Source organism: Paenibacillus sp. P46E (genome assembly GCF_001909095.1).
Lineage (GTDB): Bacteria > Bacillota > Bacilli > Paenibacillales > Paenibacillaceae > Paenibacillus_AQ > Paenibacillus_AQ helianthi.
This window is the reverse complement of sequence record NZ_LVYZ01000002.1, coordinates 259983-277395: the sequence shown is the minus strand read 5'-3', so window position 1 is coordinate 277395 and position 17413 is coordinate 259983. Positions and strand designations below refer to the sequence as shown.

At 52.4% G+C, this 17413-nt stretch carries 14 protein-coding genes; 9 read left to right on the top strand and 5 right to left on the bottom strand.

What is annotated here, in order from left to right; genetic code table 11:
• Window positions 1-134 precede the first annotated feature (134 nt).
• From A3849_RS02495 to A3849_RS02470, 6 genes are all read left to right on the top strand, one after another.
• A complete protein-coding gene (locus A3849_RS02495; RefSeq protein WP_074107687.1) occupies window positions 135-809 on the top strand; it encodes a response regulator transcription factor in 675 nt (224 codons plus the stop codon).
• Entirely contained in the window at window positions 806-2242 is a 1437-nt protein-coding gene (locus tag A3849_RS02490; RefSeq protein ID WP_074110012.1) for a sensor histidine kinase, read from the top strand. Before A3849_RS02495 ends, A3849_RS02490 begins: the two co-directional genes overlap by 4 nt.
• A gap of 59 nt (window positions 2243-2301) precedes the next feature.
• Complete coding sequence (locus A3849_RS02485; protein WP_074110011.1) at window positions 2302-3216, top strand: ABC transporter ATP-binding protein; 915 nt, start codon at window positions 2302-2304, stop codon at window positions 3214-3216.
• Entirely contained in the window at window positions 3213-3929 is a 717-nt protein-coding gene (locus A3849_RS02480) for an ABC transporter permease (RefSeq protein ID WP_074110010.1), read from the top strand. The genes A3849_RS02485 and A3849_RS02480 overlap by 4 nt, the downstream gene beginning before the upstream one ends.
• A gap of 1 nt (window position 3930) precedes the next feature.
• Window positions 3931-4671: an ABC transporter permease gene (locus A3849_RS02475; protein WP_074110009.1), complete on the top strand. Its 741-nt coding sequence runs from the start codon at window positions 3931-3933 to the stop codon at window positions 4669-4671.
• Between the two features lie 142 nt (window positions 4672-4813).
• Entirely contained in the window at window positions 4814-5179 is a 366-nt protein-coding gene (locus tag A3849_RS02470; protein ID WP_025705626.1) for an ArsR/SmtB family transcription factor, read from the top strand.
• A 112-nt stretch (window positions 5180-5291) separates the two neighbouring features.
• Here A3849_RS02470 and A3849_RS02465 read toward each other — a convergent pair whose 3' ends face one another.
• The gene (locus tag A3849_RS02465; protein WP_074110008.1) at window positions 5292-6278 is read right to left on the bottom strand and encodes a cation diffusion facilitator family transporter; all 987 of its coding nucleotides are present in this window, start codon (window positions 6276-6278) and stop codon (window positions 5292-5294) included.
• 259 nt (window positions 6279-6537) lie between these two features.
• On the opposite strand from A3849_RS02465, the gene A3849_RS02460 reads away from it, so the two are divergent.
• Window positions 6538-8883, top strand: coding sequence for a heavy metal translocating P-type ATPase (locus A3849_RS02460; RefSeq protein ID WP_074110007.1), 2346 nt, complete (start codon window positions 6538-6540; stop codon window positions 8881-8883).
• A gap of 184 nt (window positions 8884-9067) precedes the next feature.
• Window positions 9068-11095, top strand: coding sequence for a methyl-accepting chemotaxis protein (locus tag A3849_RS02455; RefSeq protein WP_083613340.1), 2028 nt, complete (start codon window positions 9068-9070; stop codon window positions 11093-11095).
• A gap of 210 nt (window positions 11096-11305) precedes the next feature.
• On the opposite strand, the gene A3849_RS02450 is transcribed toward A3849_RS02455, so the two are convergent.
• From A3849_RS02450 to A3849_RS02440, 3 genes are all read right to left on the bottom strand, one after another.
• Complete coding sequence (locus A3849_RS02450) at window positions 11306-12268, bottom strand: L-lactate dehydrogenase (protein WP_074110006.1); 963 nt, start codon at window positions 12266-12268, stop codon at window positions 11306-11308.
• Between the two features lie 273 nt (window positions 12269-12541).
• Window positions 12542-13048, bottom strand: coding sequence for a CcdC family protein (locus tag A3849_RS02445; protein ID WP_074110005.1), 507 nt, complete (start codon window positions 13046-13048; stop codon window positions 12542-12544).
• Window positions 13049-13276: 228 nt separating this feature from the next.
• Window positions 13277-13537 carry a GlsB/YeaQ/YmgE family stress response membrane protein gene (locus A3849_RS02440; RefSeq protein WP_074110004.1) on the bottom strand — a complete coding sequence of 87 codons (261 nt, stop codon included), beginning with the start codon at window positions 13535-13537 and terminating at the stop codon, window positions 13277-13279.
• A 283-nt stretch (window positions 13538-13820) separates the two neighbouring features.
• On the opposite strand from A3849_RS02440, the gene A3849_RS02435 reads away from it, so the two are divergent.
• The gene (locus A3849_RS02435; protein ID WP_074110003.1) at window positions 13821-14870 is read left to right on the top strand and encodes a lactonase family protein; all 1050 of its coding nucleotides are present in this window, start codon (window positions 13821-13823) and stop codon (window positions 14868-14870) included.
• Between the two features lie 94 nt (window positions 14871-14964).
• Here the strand turns inward: A3849_RS02435 and A3849_RS02430 are convergent, their stop codons facing one another.
• Window positions 14965-17286 carry an alpha/beta hydrolase family protein gene (locus A3849_RS02430; protein WP_083613335.1) on the bottom strand — a complete coding sequence of 774 codons (2322 nt, stop codon included), beginning with the start codon at window positions 17284-17286 and terminating at the stop codon, window positions 14965-14967.
• Window positions 17287-17413: the final 127 nt, after the last annotated feature.

Genomic DNA, 17413 nt, shown 5'->3' with positions numbered 1-17413 from the left:
GAATATAAGGATTTATATGTTTTACGCTATAAATCATCCTTCTATTTCTCGCTGAAACGGATACCGTTCCTTAAAAGGACGGCGAAGCCGTTTCTACTTGTTTTGCCGAATGAAGGAGAAAGGATTTGAAGCTAATGAGTGTTACGCTGCTGTATGTAGAAGATGACAGGGACATCGGAATCGCAGTTTCTGCTGATCTGAGGGACCGGGGGTATGCTGTCCGCTGGCTGGAGAGCGGGGAGGGCGCAGCAGAGGCGGCCGCAGGCTGCCAGCTGGCCATACTTGATGTCATGCTGCCCGGTCTGGATGGCTTCACCGTCGGGCAGAGGCTGAAGCGGGCTTTTCCGAATCTGCCTATTCTGATGCTCTCTGCCCGCACCTCCATTGATGATAAGCTTCAGGGCCTGGAGTTCGCCGATGATTATTTAACCAAGCCCTTTCACCCGGATGAGCTGGCCGCGCGGATTGAGGTGTTATTAAGACGGACGGGAGCCGCCATGTCCATACCGCTGACGCTGAAGCATCTGATGGTATACGAAGGGGACAACCGGATTATAGAGGCAGACAGCGGGAAGGAAATTCTGCTAACCGGCAAGCAGTTTCAGATTTTCTCGTATTTGCTGCGCCATCTCGGCCAGATCCTGACGAAGGAACAGATCTATGAGGCAGTCTGGGGAGAAAGCTATATGGAGGGTGACAAGACACTTATGGTGCATATCCGCTACCTGCGTGAGAAGCTGGAGCTTGATCCGGCTGCGCCGGAGATTATCGAGACGGTCCGGGGGATCGGCTACCGGGTAAGAGCATGAGGATCAAAGGCCGTTTCCGTAACCTGCACAGCTCGCTCCTCTCACGTTACTTGCTGATTATTATAGCCGCACTGCTGTTAATTCCCGTTGTTGTTCCGTTGACCATAGGAATGTATAGCCTTTTCAATGGAATGACCCGGGAACGGCCATCGGAGAAATATGAACAGTATGACAATATTAATGCGTTAGAGAACACCTGGCATAAGGAGGCAAAGGAGCTTCTTGGCAAACCACCTGAGTTCATCAATGAGCGGCTGCGGTCGTTAAGCTCTACCTACAGCCTCGCTGTGATGTTCTGGGTAGATGGAGAGGGGCAAACCAGATTGTTGCTGGAATCTGTCGATTCAAAGCTGTGGCAACAGAACGAACGGTACTCCGTCCCCACACAGTGGAGCGCTGCAGAAGCGATTTCCTTCATGAAAAAAAGTAATAACCTGGAGCCGCTCTCTATTGTCGCCTTCGTGGGGGATCAGGCGGAAGCAGGAGAAGGCTTCATGGTCATGCAAATTCCTGCCGCCGTTAAGGACCGGGCTTCTGTTGATGGGCTCAGTTCATGGTTCACGATAGTCATGCTTGTATTATTTACGGGGTTCATTCTAGTATCTCTGCTGTTTTTTCTCCAAATCCGCAAAAGGCTGCTGCGTCTGGAGACGGCCATGGTCTTCACAGGGGAAGCAGGCTTACCCCAATCGATTGTTCCGGGGAAGTCTGATGAAATTGGCCGTCTGGAGACCGCCTTTAATACCATGGTAACCGAGCTTTCCGCCAGCCGGGGGAGAGAGGCGGAAGAGGAAGGCCTGCGCAAGCGTCTCGTTGCGGACTTGTCGCATGATCTGCGCACTCCCCTTACCGTCATCCGCAGTCATCTTCATGTGATGGGCAAGGAAGCTCTGACGCCCCGGGGCCGGGAATCGCTGAAGCTGATGGATGAACGGATCGATAGTCTTAGCGGGCTGATCGACAATCTGCTGTCCTATAATCTGCTAAGCAGCGGGCGGATGACGCTGAACCTGGAGCGCAAGGATGTACTGAGACTGCTGCGGGAGAGTGCTGCGGCGTGGTATCCGCTGTGGGAGAAGGAAGGATTCCAGATTGAAATTGACCTGGAAGCTGAGCCGTTGTATTGGACTGTTGATGAGAGCTGGTTCCGCCGCATCCTGGATAATCTGTTTCAAAACATTGTACGCCATGCACGGAGCGGCCTCTATGTAAGCGTAAAGCTGGAGGTTATCGACGATCAGCGAATGATCGTGATCAGCGACCACGGCCGCGGCCTGGGCAGCGGATCCGAGTCCAAAGGTGCAGGTCTGGGCCTGTCCATCGTCGATCTGCTGATTAAGCGGATGCAGCTGGAATGGAAGGTCGACAGTACAAGACAAGGCACAAGTATTGTAATACTAAGCCCTTCGGATGGAATTTTAAACAAAACTTAAACTTGCTGCCGCCATGCTTTTAACCTTGGGACGTTATGCTAATTCCCGAGGTGAAGAGAATGAAGGAAACAGTGATCGAAACAAGGGACTTAGTAAAGGAATACCGCGGCCGGGCTGCGGTGGAGCATTTGAACCTGAATATAGGTAAAGGGGAAATCTATGGCTTCCTCGGTCCAAATGGTGCAGGCAAAACTACGACCATCCGCATGCTGCTGGGCCTGATTAAACCAACCTCGGGCAGCATTGAAATTTTTGGGCAGGGGCTTCGGCGGAATAAGCTGCAAATTCTGCGCAAGGTGGGGTCATTGGTGGAATCGCCGTCTTATTACGGCCATTTGAGCGCTCTGGACAATCTGGAAGCCATCCGCCGCATTCTTGACGTACCGAAGCCGCGTATAGCTGAAGTGCTGGACATCGTTTCTCTAACAGGGGAAGAAAAGCGGCCTGTGAAGGGCTTTTCGCTCGGCATGAAGCAGCGTCTTGGTATTGCCGCTGCGCTGCTGGGAAGCCCGGAACTGCTGATTCTGGACGAGCCCACCAATGGTCTCGATCCGTCAGGTATACAGGAAATTCGCTCGCTGATCAAGCGTCTGCCCGCAGAAGAGGGGATCACGGTTCTGGTGTCAAGCCACCTGCTTAGCGAGATTGAACAGATGGCTGGAACCGTAGGAATCATCCGTGCCGGACAGATGGTCTACCAGGATACGATTGCCCACCTGCAGCAGCAGGCGGCAGGTGACCTCCGTCTTGCCGTATCTGAGCCTGAAGAAGCGCTGATTCTCGCCGGGCGGCGCGGCTGCACAGGTACGCTCCAGGAAGGACGTATCACCCTGCCACGGATGAGTGATGCTAGGGTAGCGCTGCTGATCAAGGAACTGGTCGAGAATGGCCATGCGATCTACCGGATCGAGGAACACAGACAATCGCTGGAGGAATTCTTCCTTCAGGTAGTTGAAGGAGGCCAGTCCTCATGATGTGGCGTTCGTTCTCGGCGGATTGGCTGAAAATAAGGGGAAAGGGCTTGTGGTTCCTGGTCTTCCTTGGCCCGATTGGGCTCCTTGCCATGCAGGGGTTGAACTTCGGAATCCGTTATGATTATCTGACGAAGCAATACCGGTCTGATCTATGGGGGGGACTGCTTGATAATGTGGCTAATTTTGTGCCGGTGGCACTCTACCTGGGTGGCACGCTGATCTGCTCGCTCATGGCGAATGTGGAGCATCAGACGAGCTCATGGAAGCAGCTGCTGGCGCTGCCCATCTCCCGGACCGCTGTATTCATGTCCAAGCTGCTGCTGTGTCTGCTGCTTGTCGCCGTCTCCTGCCTCCTGCTGTCAGTGGGGACGGTAGGTTTAGGATATCTGCTCGGCTTCGGTGATCAGCCGGTTCCCTACGCGAAGGTGATGCAGATCGGGTTCGCCTCCTATGCTGCGGCGTTGCCTGTGATCTCCTTGCAGCTATGGCTCTCCCTGTCCAGCCGCAACCAGACCCTGCCCGTTTCGTGCGGCATTACCCTCTCGCTGGGGAGCTTTTTCTCGGTGTCTCTGTCCGAATGGTTTCCGTTATCCTGGCCTATTATGGCCTGGAGCGCTCCCCGGCCCTGGCTGTTTAGCGGGGCTGGGCTGATGCTGGGACTGCTGCTACTGCTGCCGGGAGCCCTGCATTTCGCGCGAAAGGATGTGAATTGATATGGCCATCTTCTGGAGAGTTCTGTCCGCAGAAAGACTGAAGATATCCAAATCCTTCGTTTGGCTGCTGGTTATAGGCAGTCCGGTGATCGCCGTACTCATCGGAGCACTTGCCAATATGGAGGAGGAGGGTAGGCCTATCACCTGGCAGGTACTGCTTGGTGTCATGTCAATGGCTCATGCTTTGTTATTTCTCCCCATACTCACGGGTATTTTCGCGGCATTAATCTGCCGAACCGAGCATGTTGACGGCGGCTGGAAAATGCTGCTCTCGCTGCCCGTGACGCGTTCTTCCGTATATTTTGCAAAATATACTATGGTTATGGGCCTGCTGGCTGCTGTACAGCTGCTGTTTTTTGTGGCGCTGATGGGTGTGGGTGTGGTGCGCGGGGTGGATGGGCCTGTACCATGGATGCTTCTTGTGTCCAGTGTTTTTGGCGGCTGGTTCGCCTGCTTACCGCTGGCCGCGCTGCAAATGGCGGTATCCCTGAACTGGAGCAGCTTTGGCGCACCTCTGGCGCTGAATGTGAGCTTAACCATCCCTAATATGCTGATCGCCAATTCATCCACTTACGGGCCGTATTACCCCTGGGTTCAACCGCTGCTGGCGATGTCACCTATTGGAGAGGAAAAATTCGGGGCCTTTAATTTGCCAATGGAAAGCCTGATGCTCGTAGTATTCGGCAGTCTGATTATTTTTATGGCGGCAGGTCTATTCTCCTTCTGGCGCAAAGCCGTCTAAGCACGGCGCTTCATGCTGCTTGCAAGTCTTCCCATGCCTGCCTTCTCCATGGACATCACATAAAGTTTTGCTATAATTAATCGTAGAAGCTTCGATTAACTATCGGTATGGCCGGATGAAATAGATGGAGGAGGGCGAGAGCATGGAGCCAGCGGCACTCGAAGAATGCGATAATACATGCAACGGTTCAGAGCTGGAACCGGAATCTATGGCGTTAATCCTGCCTGACCGCGGGACAACGGATAAAATGGCGGAGATGTTCAAGGCACTGGGCGACCCTACAAGGGTACGGATGATTTATGCCCTGTCGCAAAGGGAACTGTGTGTGCATGATTTGTCATCCATATTGGATATGGGACAGTCGGCGGTATCCCACCAGCTGCGCTATCTGCGTAATCTGCGGATTGTCAAACGCCGCAAGGAAGGTAAAACCGTATATTATTCGCTGAATGACGCGCATGTGGAGCAGATTTTTCTGCAGACCCATGAGCATATCCGGCATGAATAGATGATAGGGTGCTCTGCATGCCACATGGCTGCGGAGCACCCTTTTTTCTAAAAATATAAGAATTTATAGACGGCGAAGCCATTTCCGCTTGCTAGAAGCCGTTTCTTCTTAGTTACACTTTAAGCTCCCTGTGTTTCAGGGAGGAATTCTCGATCTGCAGCGTGGCGTGCTGAATTGCGAATTGGTCCTCCACAAGATAGACGGCCTGCTGAAGAATGCTATGAGGGTCGGCGTGATCCCTGATCAGCAGATGCCCGCTGAGCGCATCAAGCCCGGAGGTGATGGTCCAGACATGCAGGTCATGGACGCCGATGACACCGTCGATGCGGAGCAAAGCCTCTTTAATCTCCTCTGTGTTAATAGCAGCCGGTGTTCCCTCCATTAAGATATGAAAGGCCTGCTTCAGAACACCCCAGGCTCCTCTAAGGATAAGCAGGGCCACCAGGACGCTGATGATGGGGTCGGCGATATACCACGAGAACAGATTCATAATTAATCCGGCAAGCAGGGCGCCCACAGAGCCAAGGGCATCGCCCATAATATGCAGATAGGCGCTGCGGATATTGATGTTCTCTTTGGTGTCGCTCTTGCGCATAAGGGACCAGGCACTAATCAGATTGGCCAGGAGCCCTACAGCCGCGATAATCATCATAGTGCCGCTTGCCACCGCCGGCGGTGCAAAAAACCGCTGCCAGGCCTCCCATATAATAAATCCGGCAATGACAAACAGTGTAACTCCGTTGAATAATGCAGCCATAATTTCAAACCGGTAGAAGCCGTAGGAATTCTTCAATGAGGGCGGTCTGACGGCGACAATCATCGCCACCAGGCTTAAGGCCAGGGAGGCGGTGTCACTCAACATATGCCCGGAGTCGGAGAGCAGAGCAAGACTGCCTGTGACCAGTCCTCCGAAAAACTCGAGGAACATAATACCTCCGGTAATGATCAGAGCGATCAATAAGCCCTTTTTGTTACCTGGCGCGTGGGAGTGGGAGTGGCCGGAATGGCTGTGCCCATGCCCTTCATTATGTACATGCCCGTGCTCTTGGTGATGCGGTTGATGTTCATGGGAATGACCCGGATGATTGTGGTTATTCATAAAATGACCCCTTTCTGTGAAACATATGAATGATTGCTCATATATTAATATTATCCCGGATGAAAGCAGATTACAAGAGATAATCATCAGACTTCGTAGCCATCATCTGCTTATTTTTTTCTGCCAGGGCTATTCTTGTACCCGAAAGGAGAAACTATGCACTTTGCATTGACACTCCAAGATTGAGGGGCATATAATGTGTGTAAGTAAACATATGAACAGATACTCATATATAGGTTTTACCAAGGAGATGAGTCATTTGAATGCGGTCCAAGGAAATGTAAGGAAACAGTGGATGCTGGAAGGACTGGATTGTGCCAATTGCGCCATGAAAATTGAAAATAAGGTCAAAAAAATTGAGGGAGTCGCGTCTTGCTCAGTGAATTTTACCATGAAGCTGATGACGCTGGAAACCGCAGCGGCCGATGCTGAAGCTGTATCTGCCGAAGCCCGGCGGACGGTAAACACACTTGAGCCTCACGTGAAGATTAAGGAATTGAAGGCGGCAGGCGTTCGCAGACAGCCACAGGCAGGCAGCAGTCCGGAACAGGGAAGTAGCCACGCCCACACTCATCAATCTGCAGCTGCTCACGGGCACGGCCATGAAGCCCTTGGCCAAGCTGATGTGCAGAGTCTCAATCATAGTGTCGATGATCATGTGGCTGCCCACAGCCACGGCGGTACTCACGACCATAGCCATGAAGCCCAGGAGCACGGCGATGCCCATGGACATAGCCATGAGCATGGTGAAGGCGATACCCGGCGTATCCTGCTTCGTCTGGGAGCCGGAGCCGTTCTTGCAGCTGCCGGCATGTTCCTGCCGGTCAGCGGAATTACGGAGCTGCTGATTTTTCTGGCTGCATATCTGATTGTCGGAGGCGAAGTCGTCTGGTCTGCTGCCCGGAACATCATCCGGGGTCAGGTCTTCGACGAGAACTTCCTGATGGCGCTGGCGACGATAGGGGCATTCGCGATTGGAGAATACCCGGAAGGCGTTGCCGTAATGCTGTTCTATCAGGTGGGCGAGCTCTTTCAGGGCCTGGCTGTCAACCGTTCCCGCCGCTCGATTTCGGCACTGATGGATATCCGTCCAGAATTTGCATATCTGAAGGAAGGCAGCAGTCTAAGACGTGTTGCACCGGAAGAAGTGAATATCGGCGACCATATTGTGGTCAAACCGGGCGAGAAGGTTCCGCTCGATGGAACTATCCTTGAGGGCAGCGCCATGATGGATACCTCAGCGCTGACCGGGGAATCGGTACCGCGCGCTGCTGAACCGGGCAGCAAGGTCCTGAGCGGCTTCATTAACCGCAATGGTGTAGTTACGATTGAGGTCACGAAGGACTTTGGGGAATCGGCGGTCTCCAAGATTCTGGAGCTGGTGCAGAATGCCTCCAACAATAAGGCCAAAACCGAGAATTTCATCACCAAGTTTGCCAGAGGCTATACTCCTGTAGTGGTTATTACGGCGCTGCTGCTGGCTGTCATCCCTCCGCTCGTGCTGAGCGGGGCCACCTTCTCGGATTGGATCTACCGGGCACTCGTGTTTCTCGTCATCTCCTGTCCTTGCGCGCTGGTTGTCTCGATACCGCTCGGCTTCTTCGGCGGCATTGGCGCAGCCTCCAAAAGCGGCATTCTCGTCAAGGGCAGCAATTTCCTGGAGGCCTTGAACGATGTTAAGGTTGTTGTCTTTGATAAGACGGGAACGCTCACCAAGGGTGAGTTCAAGGTGGCGGGGATTTACCCTACCGAGGGATTTGAGGAGAATGATCTGCTGCGGACCGCTGCCTATGCCGAGAGCCACTCCAGCCATCCGATTGCGGAATCCATCCGGGCAGCTTACGGTGAAGAGATTCCCGGTGAGGCCATTGCGGACTACAACGAAATATCGGGTCACGGTATAGCCGTTACGGTAGAGGGAAGGGCGGTACTGGCGGGGAATGCACGGCTGATGGAGCGTGAAGGCATTGCCAGCCGGACGCCGGAAGCGCACGGAACCGTGGTCCACATCGCCGTAGATAAGCAGTATGCGGGTTATCTGGTGATTGCCGATGAAGTGAAAGAGGATTCGCTTCAGGCGGTTCAGGCCCTAGGTCGGCTCGGAATTCACAGAACGGTGATGCTGACAGGAGATGCCTTAGCCGTGGCGGAAGCGGTTGGACAGCAGCTGGGCATAGGGGAGATCCACGCCGAGCTGCTGCCCCAGCATAAGGTGGAGGCCATTGAGAAGCTGGAGCGGGAAAAGTCACAACGTGAAAAAATAATATTTGTGGGCGATGGGATTAATGATACGCCGGTACTGGCCAGAGCAGATGTCGGGATCGCCATGGGCGGCCTGGGGTCGGATGCAGCGATTGAAGCGGCAGATATCGTAATTATGACTGACGAGCCTTCAAAGATTGCTACAGCGATCAGCATTGCCAAGCGTACGCGGACCATTGTCTGGCAGAATATTATTTTTGCCCTTGCAGTGAAGGCTATATTCCTGCTGCTTGGCGCATTCGGAATCGCCACGATGTGGGAAGCAGTCTTCTCGGATGTGGGGGTGACCGTGCTTGCGGTTCTGAACAGTGTACGGGCCCTGCAGCCTCCCAAAGCGGTGTAAACTATCTCTTTTGTACCAAGCAAATAAATAGTATGAAAAAAATAAGCATCGGGATCCCAAATTGTGGGTCCTGAGGCTTATTTTTTATTTGGAAACTAATATCTTTTGTCTGTTATTGCCGATATAACACTATAGATTTACAGCATATGGAAGATCATTATCAGTTTTGCTGGGGGGAACTATGGTGGATAAGACAGATGTACCGGAAAAAATGAAAATGAAAGCAAAAGGAAGAAAATCAGCATCCGTGCAAACCAAATGGTCGCTTGTGATTCTTGCCATTTCCATCGTGCCATTGCTGGGGACGACTATCTTTTTGATACAGTATTTCGGTGGTGTGACCCGGTCGGACAGCGAGGAACTGGCTACCAAGATCCTGGAGATGAACACCTCGCGGATCGATGAATGGCTGAAAGGCCGGACCTCGGCTGTACAGGAGCTCATCGCGCAGCATCCGGAGTTTGATACAGCGAAGCCGGAGAGTATTTTTCCGGTAGTGAAGGTGCTTGAGGAGAGTGACAACCAGTCCGAGGGGTACAGTGTCATTAACAAAGAAGGCCTGCTGACCAATACGATGAACCTGACGGCCGATATGGCGAAATCAGCCTATTTCATAAAAACCAAGGAGTCCCTCACACCGGCAGTAGGTGATATGTCGTACCTGGAGCCGCTCAAAAAGTACATCATTCCGCTCGTCGTGCCTGTAGTGGATAAGCAGAAGCAATTTACCGGGGGGATTGCGTTTTCGGTTACACCCGATATCCTGAAGGAGATGAGTAACAGCATCCATGTGGCCGAGAGCGGCTACGGCTATGTAGTCTCCGGCAAGGGGGATTATTATGCGTACTCCGATATGAGCCGGATTGGAAAAAACATCGCCGATTATGCCAAGAAGCCGGAGATGAAGAAGGCTGTCACCGCCATTCTTAGCCGCGAGAGCGGTTCGGAAACCTATACAGGTGAAGACGGTAAGACGGTCATTACATATTTTAAGACCATTCCCGGTACGGATTGGAAGCTGATGATCAATGTGCCGAAAAGCGAAATTTTTGCCAAGGTGAATTCTGCTCAGCGCTTAGCCACGATATTAATCATTTGCATCATTCTGCTTGTGGGTGTGATTTCTTTATACCTTACGCGTATGGCGGTTAAGCCGCTGGTAGCGATCTCCGGTGTAATGAAAAGAGTGGCCGGCGGCCATCTGAGTGAAAGGGTTGCTGTCCGTTCGGGGGATGAGATCGGGCAAATGAGTCAGAGTATCAATGATACGGTCACTTCGCTGTCCGGGATTGTCGGAACCATTGATTCTACGGTACTTCAGGTAGCTGCTGCTGCCGAAGGGCTGCTGGAATACGCCAACCATTCCTCCAATACCTCGGCCGAAATTGCTACTGTAATCCAAGAGGTTGCACACGGCATGGAGGAGCAGTTCAAAGGGTCGGAGCAATCAGCACGTGCTACCGAAGAAATGGCCATCGGCCTGCAGAGAATCGCGGAATCCTCGGTAAGTGTATCCGATCAGGCAGAAACCGTGAGTGCAGAGGTCGAAAGTGGTTATCTGGAGATTCAATCTACGCTGGCGCAAATGACGGTCATTACCACAACAGCCGGTCAAACCTCTGAGCTCATCCAAGCGCTGACCCAGCAATCTGAGCAGATCGGACAAATTGTCGATGTCATCTCTGAAATCGCGAATCAGACCGGACTTCTGTCGCTCAACGCTTCAATTGAAGCTGCCCGTGCAGGCGAGCATGGACGGGGCTTCGGTGTCGTGGCGAATGAAGTCAAGAAGCTGTCTGAGCGGACCAACACCTCCATTATAAATATCGTGGAGCTAATCAAGCAGATTCAAACCTCTACCACCGATGCTGCATTGTCCATGGACAAGAGCATCGCTGAAATTGGCGATGGTATGGGCAAAATGAAAAATGTGGGTACATCCTTCGAGCACATCCGTTCCTCTATAAGGGAGGTTTCTACCCAGATCCAGGACGTTTCCGCCATTAATGAGCAAATGTCTGCCGGGACGGAGGAGATTACGGCTTCCGTCTCCGATATGCTGACCATTGCCAAGGATTCAGCGGAGAATGCCCAGGCGGTATCCCATGCTTCTGAAGAGCAGATGGAACTTATGAAAAAGGTCGTAAGCTCAGCGCAATCCCTGAATGAGATGATGTCCGAGCTAAAAGGCGAGATTGAGAAATTCCGTTAAGGTTAAGGCTACATCCAAGCGCATAAAAACAGATGAAAACAGATAAAAACACCCCCCCGATTCTGCACACTGCCGTGTGAAATCGAGGGGTGTTTTCTTTAAAAGATAAGAATTTATAGGCTTCGCACAATAAATGATTCTTAGCTTTCCCGCTGAAACGGATACCTTCCTTTGAAGTATGGCATAGCCGTTTCAACTTGCAGGGAGTAATTACACCTTTTCTTCCAGGTGCAGGCTCTCTATGCCACGCCGGATAATATTGCAGGAAACCTCAAGCTTCGTGGATTCCTCCGGGCTCAGGTTCAGCTCGAGCAGTTCCTGTATCCCGCCGCTGCCGATAATCGCCGGTGCTCCGGCGCATACACCGGTTTGCCCGTATTCTCCGTCCAATATAGCGGAGACGGCAATGATTTTATGCTCATCATTCAGGATGGAGCGGGTGATATAGGCCAGCGCACTGCCGATGCCAAAATGCGTCGAGCCCTTGCGCGTGAAGATCTCCCAGCCGGCATCCTTAGTCTTGCGGGCGATGTCTTCCAGATCCAGGGTGCTGAACCGCTCGCGGTGCTGCTCCATGATCTGGAGGATCGGTTTGCCGCCGATCGTTACATGGGACCAGGCCACGAACTGGGATTCACCATGTTCGCCCAGTGCATAGCCGTTGACACTTCGGGGATCGATGGTGAATACCTCCGACAGCAGCGTCTTCAGGCGCGAAGAGTCGATAGAGGTTCCGGTGCCGATAATTCTGTGGCGCGGCAGTCCGGATATTTTCCATACCATATAGGTGACAATATCAACCGGATTCGCAGCAACCACGAAGATACCATCGAAGCCGCCGGCCATAATTTCCGTAATAATTTCCTTGGTGATCACAGCAGCAGCATCAAGAACATCCAGTCTGCTCTGTCCCGGCATGGGATTGGCACCTGCTGTCAGAATGACAACATCCATTCCGGCGCAATCGCTGGAGGTGCCGGCATATACCTTGGTACGGGTTCCGGTGAAATCCATGCAGTGCGAGAGATCAAGCGCTTGCGCCATGGCGCGGTCATACGTGCGGTCAATCATCATGATCTCATCGCATATTGCCTGATTGACCATGGAATAGGCACAGCTGGAGCCGACCATTCCCGAGCCGACGATCGCCACTTTTCTTGATTTACTTTTCAATTGCCATGTCCCCACTCTCTAAAAAGATATCTGCTTATATTCTAACTGATCTCATCGCAAGTTACCTGACATCAGGAGCAAAAAAAGGTGGCCGCACTGTTCATATTCTGTCACAAATGACACGGGGAGTTAGAAAAGCCTGGGCGGTCTACTGATATTATATGCAAACTAGTGGAAAGGGGGAATGTAAGTTGACAAGCGGGGGAAATATAAAGAAGCATTCCTGAGCCCGCCAAGCTCGAATGCTCCTTATTTTCGCACTATGAATAGGTATCAACCCCGGGGCTGCGGGATGCGGGATTCCGGTGGAGCCATCTGGTTATAACGCTTATACATGAAGAATCTCCAGTGGAGGATCATGCCGAAGGCCAGGATGAAGAAGAGTCCGCCTGACTGCGGAATGGATACATATTGATTGATGAATTCATGCAGTAGGGTGCGGATCAGCAGCAATCCGAGCAGAATGAAGGCGAAGCTTTTGGAACGCCGGGCAAAAATCTGGCCTTCCCGTTCTTCAAACTTAGTGCTGCGAATCAGCGGATAGGCAAATATAAACCAGCCGATCAGAAAAGCCGCCGCTGCCCACCACCAGGGGAATCTGACTTCAGGTACAACAAACATGGCAAAGCCTGTGGACATACCGAGCGGCGGAATCCATATTTTGCGGATCGTCACGGGACGCGAGCTAGCCTTCAGGCGGATGAAGATAACCATCAGCGCCATGAATAGAGCCCCCACAGTGGAGCCGACATGCAGAAGTGAAGGGTTGATATTCCCCATGATTCACTTTCCTCTCTGTGATTTGTGTCACTTATTTTTCCATTATAGCAGAAAAAAGAAGGCAAAACATTGAACGCTTCTTGGCGGTAATTCAGTTATTCCTGCCCGCCCGGCAACGGAGTAAGCCGCAAGAAACCCGCCAAGAGGGACCTTGGCGGGTTTCTCACTGAAACGGATACGTCCCTTAGAGGATGTCACATCCGTTTCTACTTGCAGTCCTGCTAAGCCTTAAGAACGGCTGCGTCCACCGACCGAACGGAGAATCAGGCTGACGATAAAGATCAGGACGATGGCACCGATTAGCGAAGGGAAGACGTAGAAATCACTGACCTTAGGTCCCCAGCTTCCCAGCAGCATTCCGCCGAGCCATGAACCGAGAATACCGGCGATAATGTTACCGATCACACCGCCAGGAATATCTCTGCCCATAATCAGACCGGCCAACCAACCAATTACGCCACCAACAATCAACATCCATAATAAACTCATTATGCTTCAGCTCCTTTGGGTTTTGTTATCTTCGATGGTTACTATTAACCTCAAGCCGGACGTTTAAACCATTGTCAAATATTGTAGGTATCCGAATAACTAGTACTTCATTATGTCCTGAAATAGGCTGTTTAAACCGGGTGAGGTATTGGGTACATAAACATGTTATAGTGAAAAAAGACCGGGAACCGGGGGTGGGTTCCCCGGGTAAAGAGATTAGGAAAAGGGTATATAAGAAGTAAATGGTCCTACATACCTCTATACAATAAAAGGAGAAGCTGCCATGCAACAGCCTAATGAAGTACTATTCTATGCAGGAACCTACAACAGCGCAGATCATGAAGCAATTATACTGGGGGCTCTGAACAAGGATACTGGAGAAATGAGAGTGCTCAACAGCACCAGGGGCATTGAGAATCCCTCATATCTGGCAGTGAACCGTTCAGGAACGGTACTATATGCTGTAAGTGAGAAAGATGAGGGCGAGGTCTTTGCTTTTGCGATTGAACCCGGAAGCAGAGCACTGCGCCTGCTGGGGAGCAGGCCAACGGATGGAGGCGCTCCTTGCTATGTGTCGATCTCCCCGCAAGAGGATTACATATTTGTCTCCAACTATTCTGGAGGCAACGTCAATGTCTTTCCGGTGAATGCGGATGGTTCGCTTCTGGAGATGTCCGCCCAAGTGAAACATGAGGGTTCGGGTATACGGGAAGACCGGCAGGAAGCGCCGCATCCCCATTCGGTCATTCCTGACCGGACCGGAAGCCATGTACTGGTCTGTGATCTGGGGCTGGATCAGATTGTGTTCTACCGTTTGGAGGACGGCAAGCTGGTCACTCACAGAGAAGTTCCACTTCCGCCAGGTTCGGGTCCCCGTCATCTGGCCGGACATCCTTCGGGACAATGGTTATACCTGATTAATGAGCTGAACAGTACAATTACGGTATTCGCTAACGATGAAACGTCCGCTAATCTGAAGATTCTGCAGAACGTAAGCTCTTTGCCGGAGCATTATGCAGCCGGCAGCGACGACACAGCTGCTGATATCCATGTATCCCCGTGCGGCCGTTTCCTGTATGCTTCCAACCGCGGGCATGATAGCATCGCTGTGTTCCATATCGACGCAGCTACTGGCTTGCTGGAGGCGCAGGATTGGGTGACTTCCGGGGGCCGGACACCACGCAATTTCGCCATTATTGGCGGCATGCTGCTCTCGGCGAATCAGAACAGCGACAATATCGTTTCATTTAGAATTGACAGAGATACCGGAAGACTGATTCCTACCGGCAATGAGCTGGAAATTCCGTCACCGGTCTGCCTGAAGCTACTGTAACCTAGAAGTGCCTCCTATGCGGCTTGCTGCCGGCAGATAGGAGGCACTTTTATATATAGCAGGATGATTTATTTATTGTATGATGAATTTCTGCTTATTGTATAATTGCAGTTTGCTTGGATCCTTCCATTGCATTTCCTTTATCGTAGAATCCGATATCATCCAGCATAATCCTGTCGCCGGCCCTTTGCAGATAAAAGGTGATTGTGCTCAGTTTATCCGGTTCAAACTCAGGCTCTTCTTCGAGAAACCGTGCAAAAGGCAGCTCGTAGGTCTGAAACACCGCTTCCGAGAGATCACCATATTTGCCGTCGCTCATCCGCTCTTCAAGCCAGGGCAGGATCGTGAACCGGGTTCGGGGCAAAGGCAGAATGTCCATGAACTCATCCACCGGAAGGCGGGCGGATACACCATTACTGTCCGTCAGCCCGACTTCCACATGGGGGGAGACCGCCATTTCCGGCCTATCCTCAGCATCTCCAACATCGGCATTACGGTTAGCCATGGAGAACGTTAGCCCCAATGCTCCGGATTCGGCAAGTCTGCCAGACACACTGTCCTTCAGCTTGATGCTGTAAAAGGCCGCCGCGCTGTCCTTTGCCTTATGTTCCAGCAGAAGCCCATAGGTGGTTTTACTGTTAGACTCCCGGTCTTTGGCAACCTCCTCGTTCCAGATAAGTCCCGCTGCTTCAGCGGTTCCGCCGGTGACGGTGTCTTTTTTGCGGTCTTCATCAAAAGTGGCTACGGGAATATAATCCCCGCTCTGGAAACGGCTGTAGTAGGCAGTATCCGGAAGCCACTGCAATCCGCTGCGGTAATCGCGGAACAGGTTCTGGTAGACTTCCTCTCCATATAGGGTAGTCTCCAGAAAGGCGCTAACGTACACCTTGGCAATCTGCCGCTGGGCCTCGCCATTCATAATCTCTGTACGGTCCAGGAGCAGTCCTGCCGGAAGCGACTGGTCATACAATCCCCAGCTGGTATTGAACTGGCTGTGATTAGCATCGGCGATATACAGTGAACTTTTGAACGAGGAGGCGGCCCCGGTAAAGGAAGAGCGGATATACTGCCGGTCTCCGTAGAAATCATGTACATCCCCGTCGCGTGCACCTTGCAGGGTCAAATAGTTGACATCCACTAGACGGGCCTGCTGATCATCAATCGTCTTGTCTGTAGGCGCGAGCGCAATAACAGATGCAATGTGGAACCGGCGGGTGGCGGCATAAGCCGGGTCGTTCTTGAACCAGCGTCCGGCATCAGCGGCCATGGCGACGGCTTGCCCGCCGCGGCTGTGTCCGAGCAGGGCGGTCCGGGTGTAGTCTACTTTGTGATAGAAAGGATTGCCGGACTGCTCCGTGAACTCGCCAATCTGCTGCAGGTGTTTCAGAATCATCCAGGTGCGCACCTTGAAGTCATTGTCCGGAATGCCAGACCAGGCGGAATAGTTCAGAAAGTTCTCATCCAGAGAAACCGCGATGAACCCGCGGCTGGCGAGCTGCTCGCCCAAGTAGGCGTAGCCTCCCTCTGAGTAATCCTCCATCATGTGATTGCCGTGCACCATGAGCACAAGCGGATAGGGTCCGTCTCCATCCGGCATCCAGACGCGGGCATTTACAGGAAGCGCACTGTAGTCGAAGCCCCAGAATAAGGTGCGCAGCTTGGGCCAGCTTTTAATGTAAGCAGAGGCATCCACATTGGACGATATAAGCTCCGTTTCATCGCCATATTCGGTACGGTGCAGATCCTGGCCGCTGGCGTAGGTGAAGCTGCGGTAGGTATAATTCCCCGGCTCTCCCGGATTTTCAGCAGGGATGGGCGCGGGGGTTCCGGCAGCAGCAGTCATCTCTGGCACATCATCATCAGAGCCACCAATCAGGAGGGCGAGCGGAGATGCCAGCAAGAGGGCAGCCAGCACCAGCCCCATAGTGAACCGCCGGGTGCGCAGGAGTCCCAGAGCCACGCCGCCCAGCCCTCCGAGAACAGTGGCGACTATAGCTACGGCAGCTGCAGCTTCAAGCTCCAAATCCGCATCGTAGAAGATTAGTAGGACTATCCCCAAAGTGCTCAATAAAGAGCCCGCGTAGAGGCGCGGGATGCGTAGTCCTGTCAGGGCCAGCAATACGGCAAGAATATTTCCTGCAAACCCTAGAACGAGGGTCGCGGCAGTAGTTGCAAGCATAATATCGGCAGCGCTTCCGAGTCCGGTAGGAATGCCCAGGACAGCTGCTGTAAACATCAAAAAGGATATGACCCAAGGACCGGCCAGCGCCGTCCTCCATAACTGTGTGTCATAACGGTACGTGTCCAGGATGCGCCTTGCCATCCCTCCCAGAATCCGCCTGTGCAGACGTGGCCGTTGCGGCGAGGGTGCGGGTACAGGTACGGGCACGGGTACATACTCCAGATTCATTCCCATGTTTGTCTCCCCCGGTAATTGCGGTAATTGCGGCTTTTTTTGAAAGAAAAGGACTTATCTGTATCAAACTATGAATCATCTTTCTATTTCTCGCTGAAACGGATTCTGTCCCTTAAAAGGATGGCGA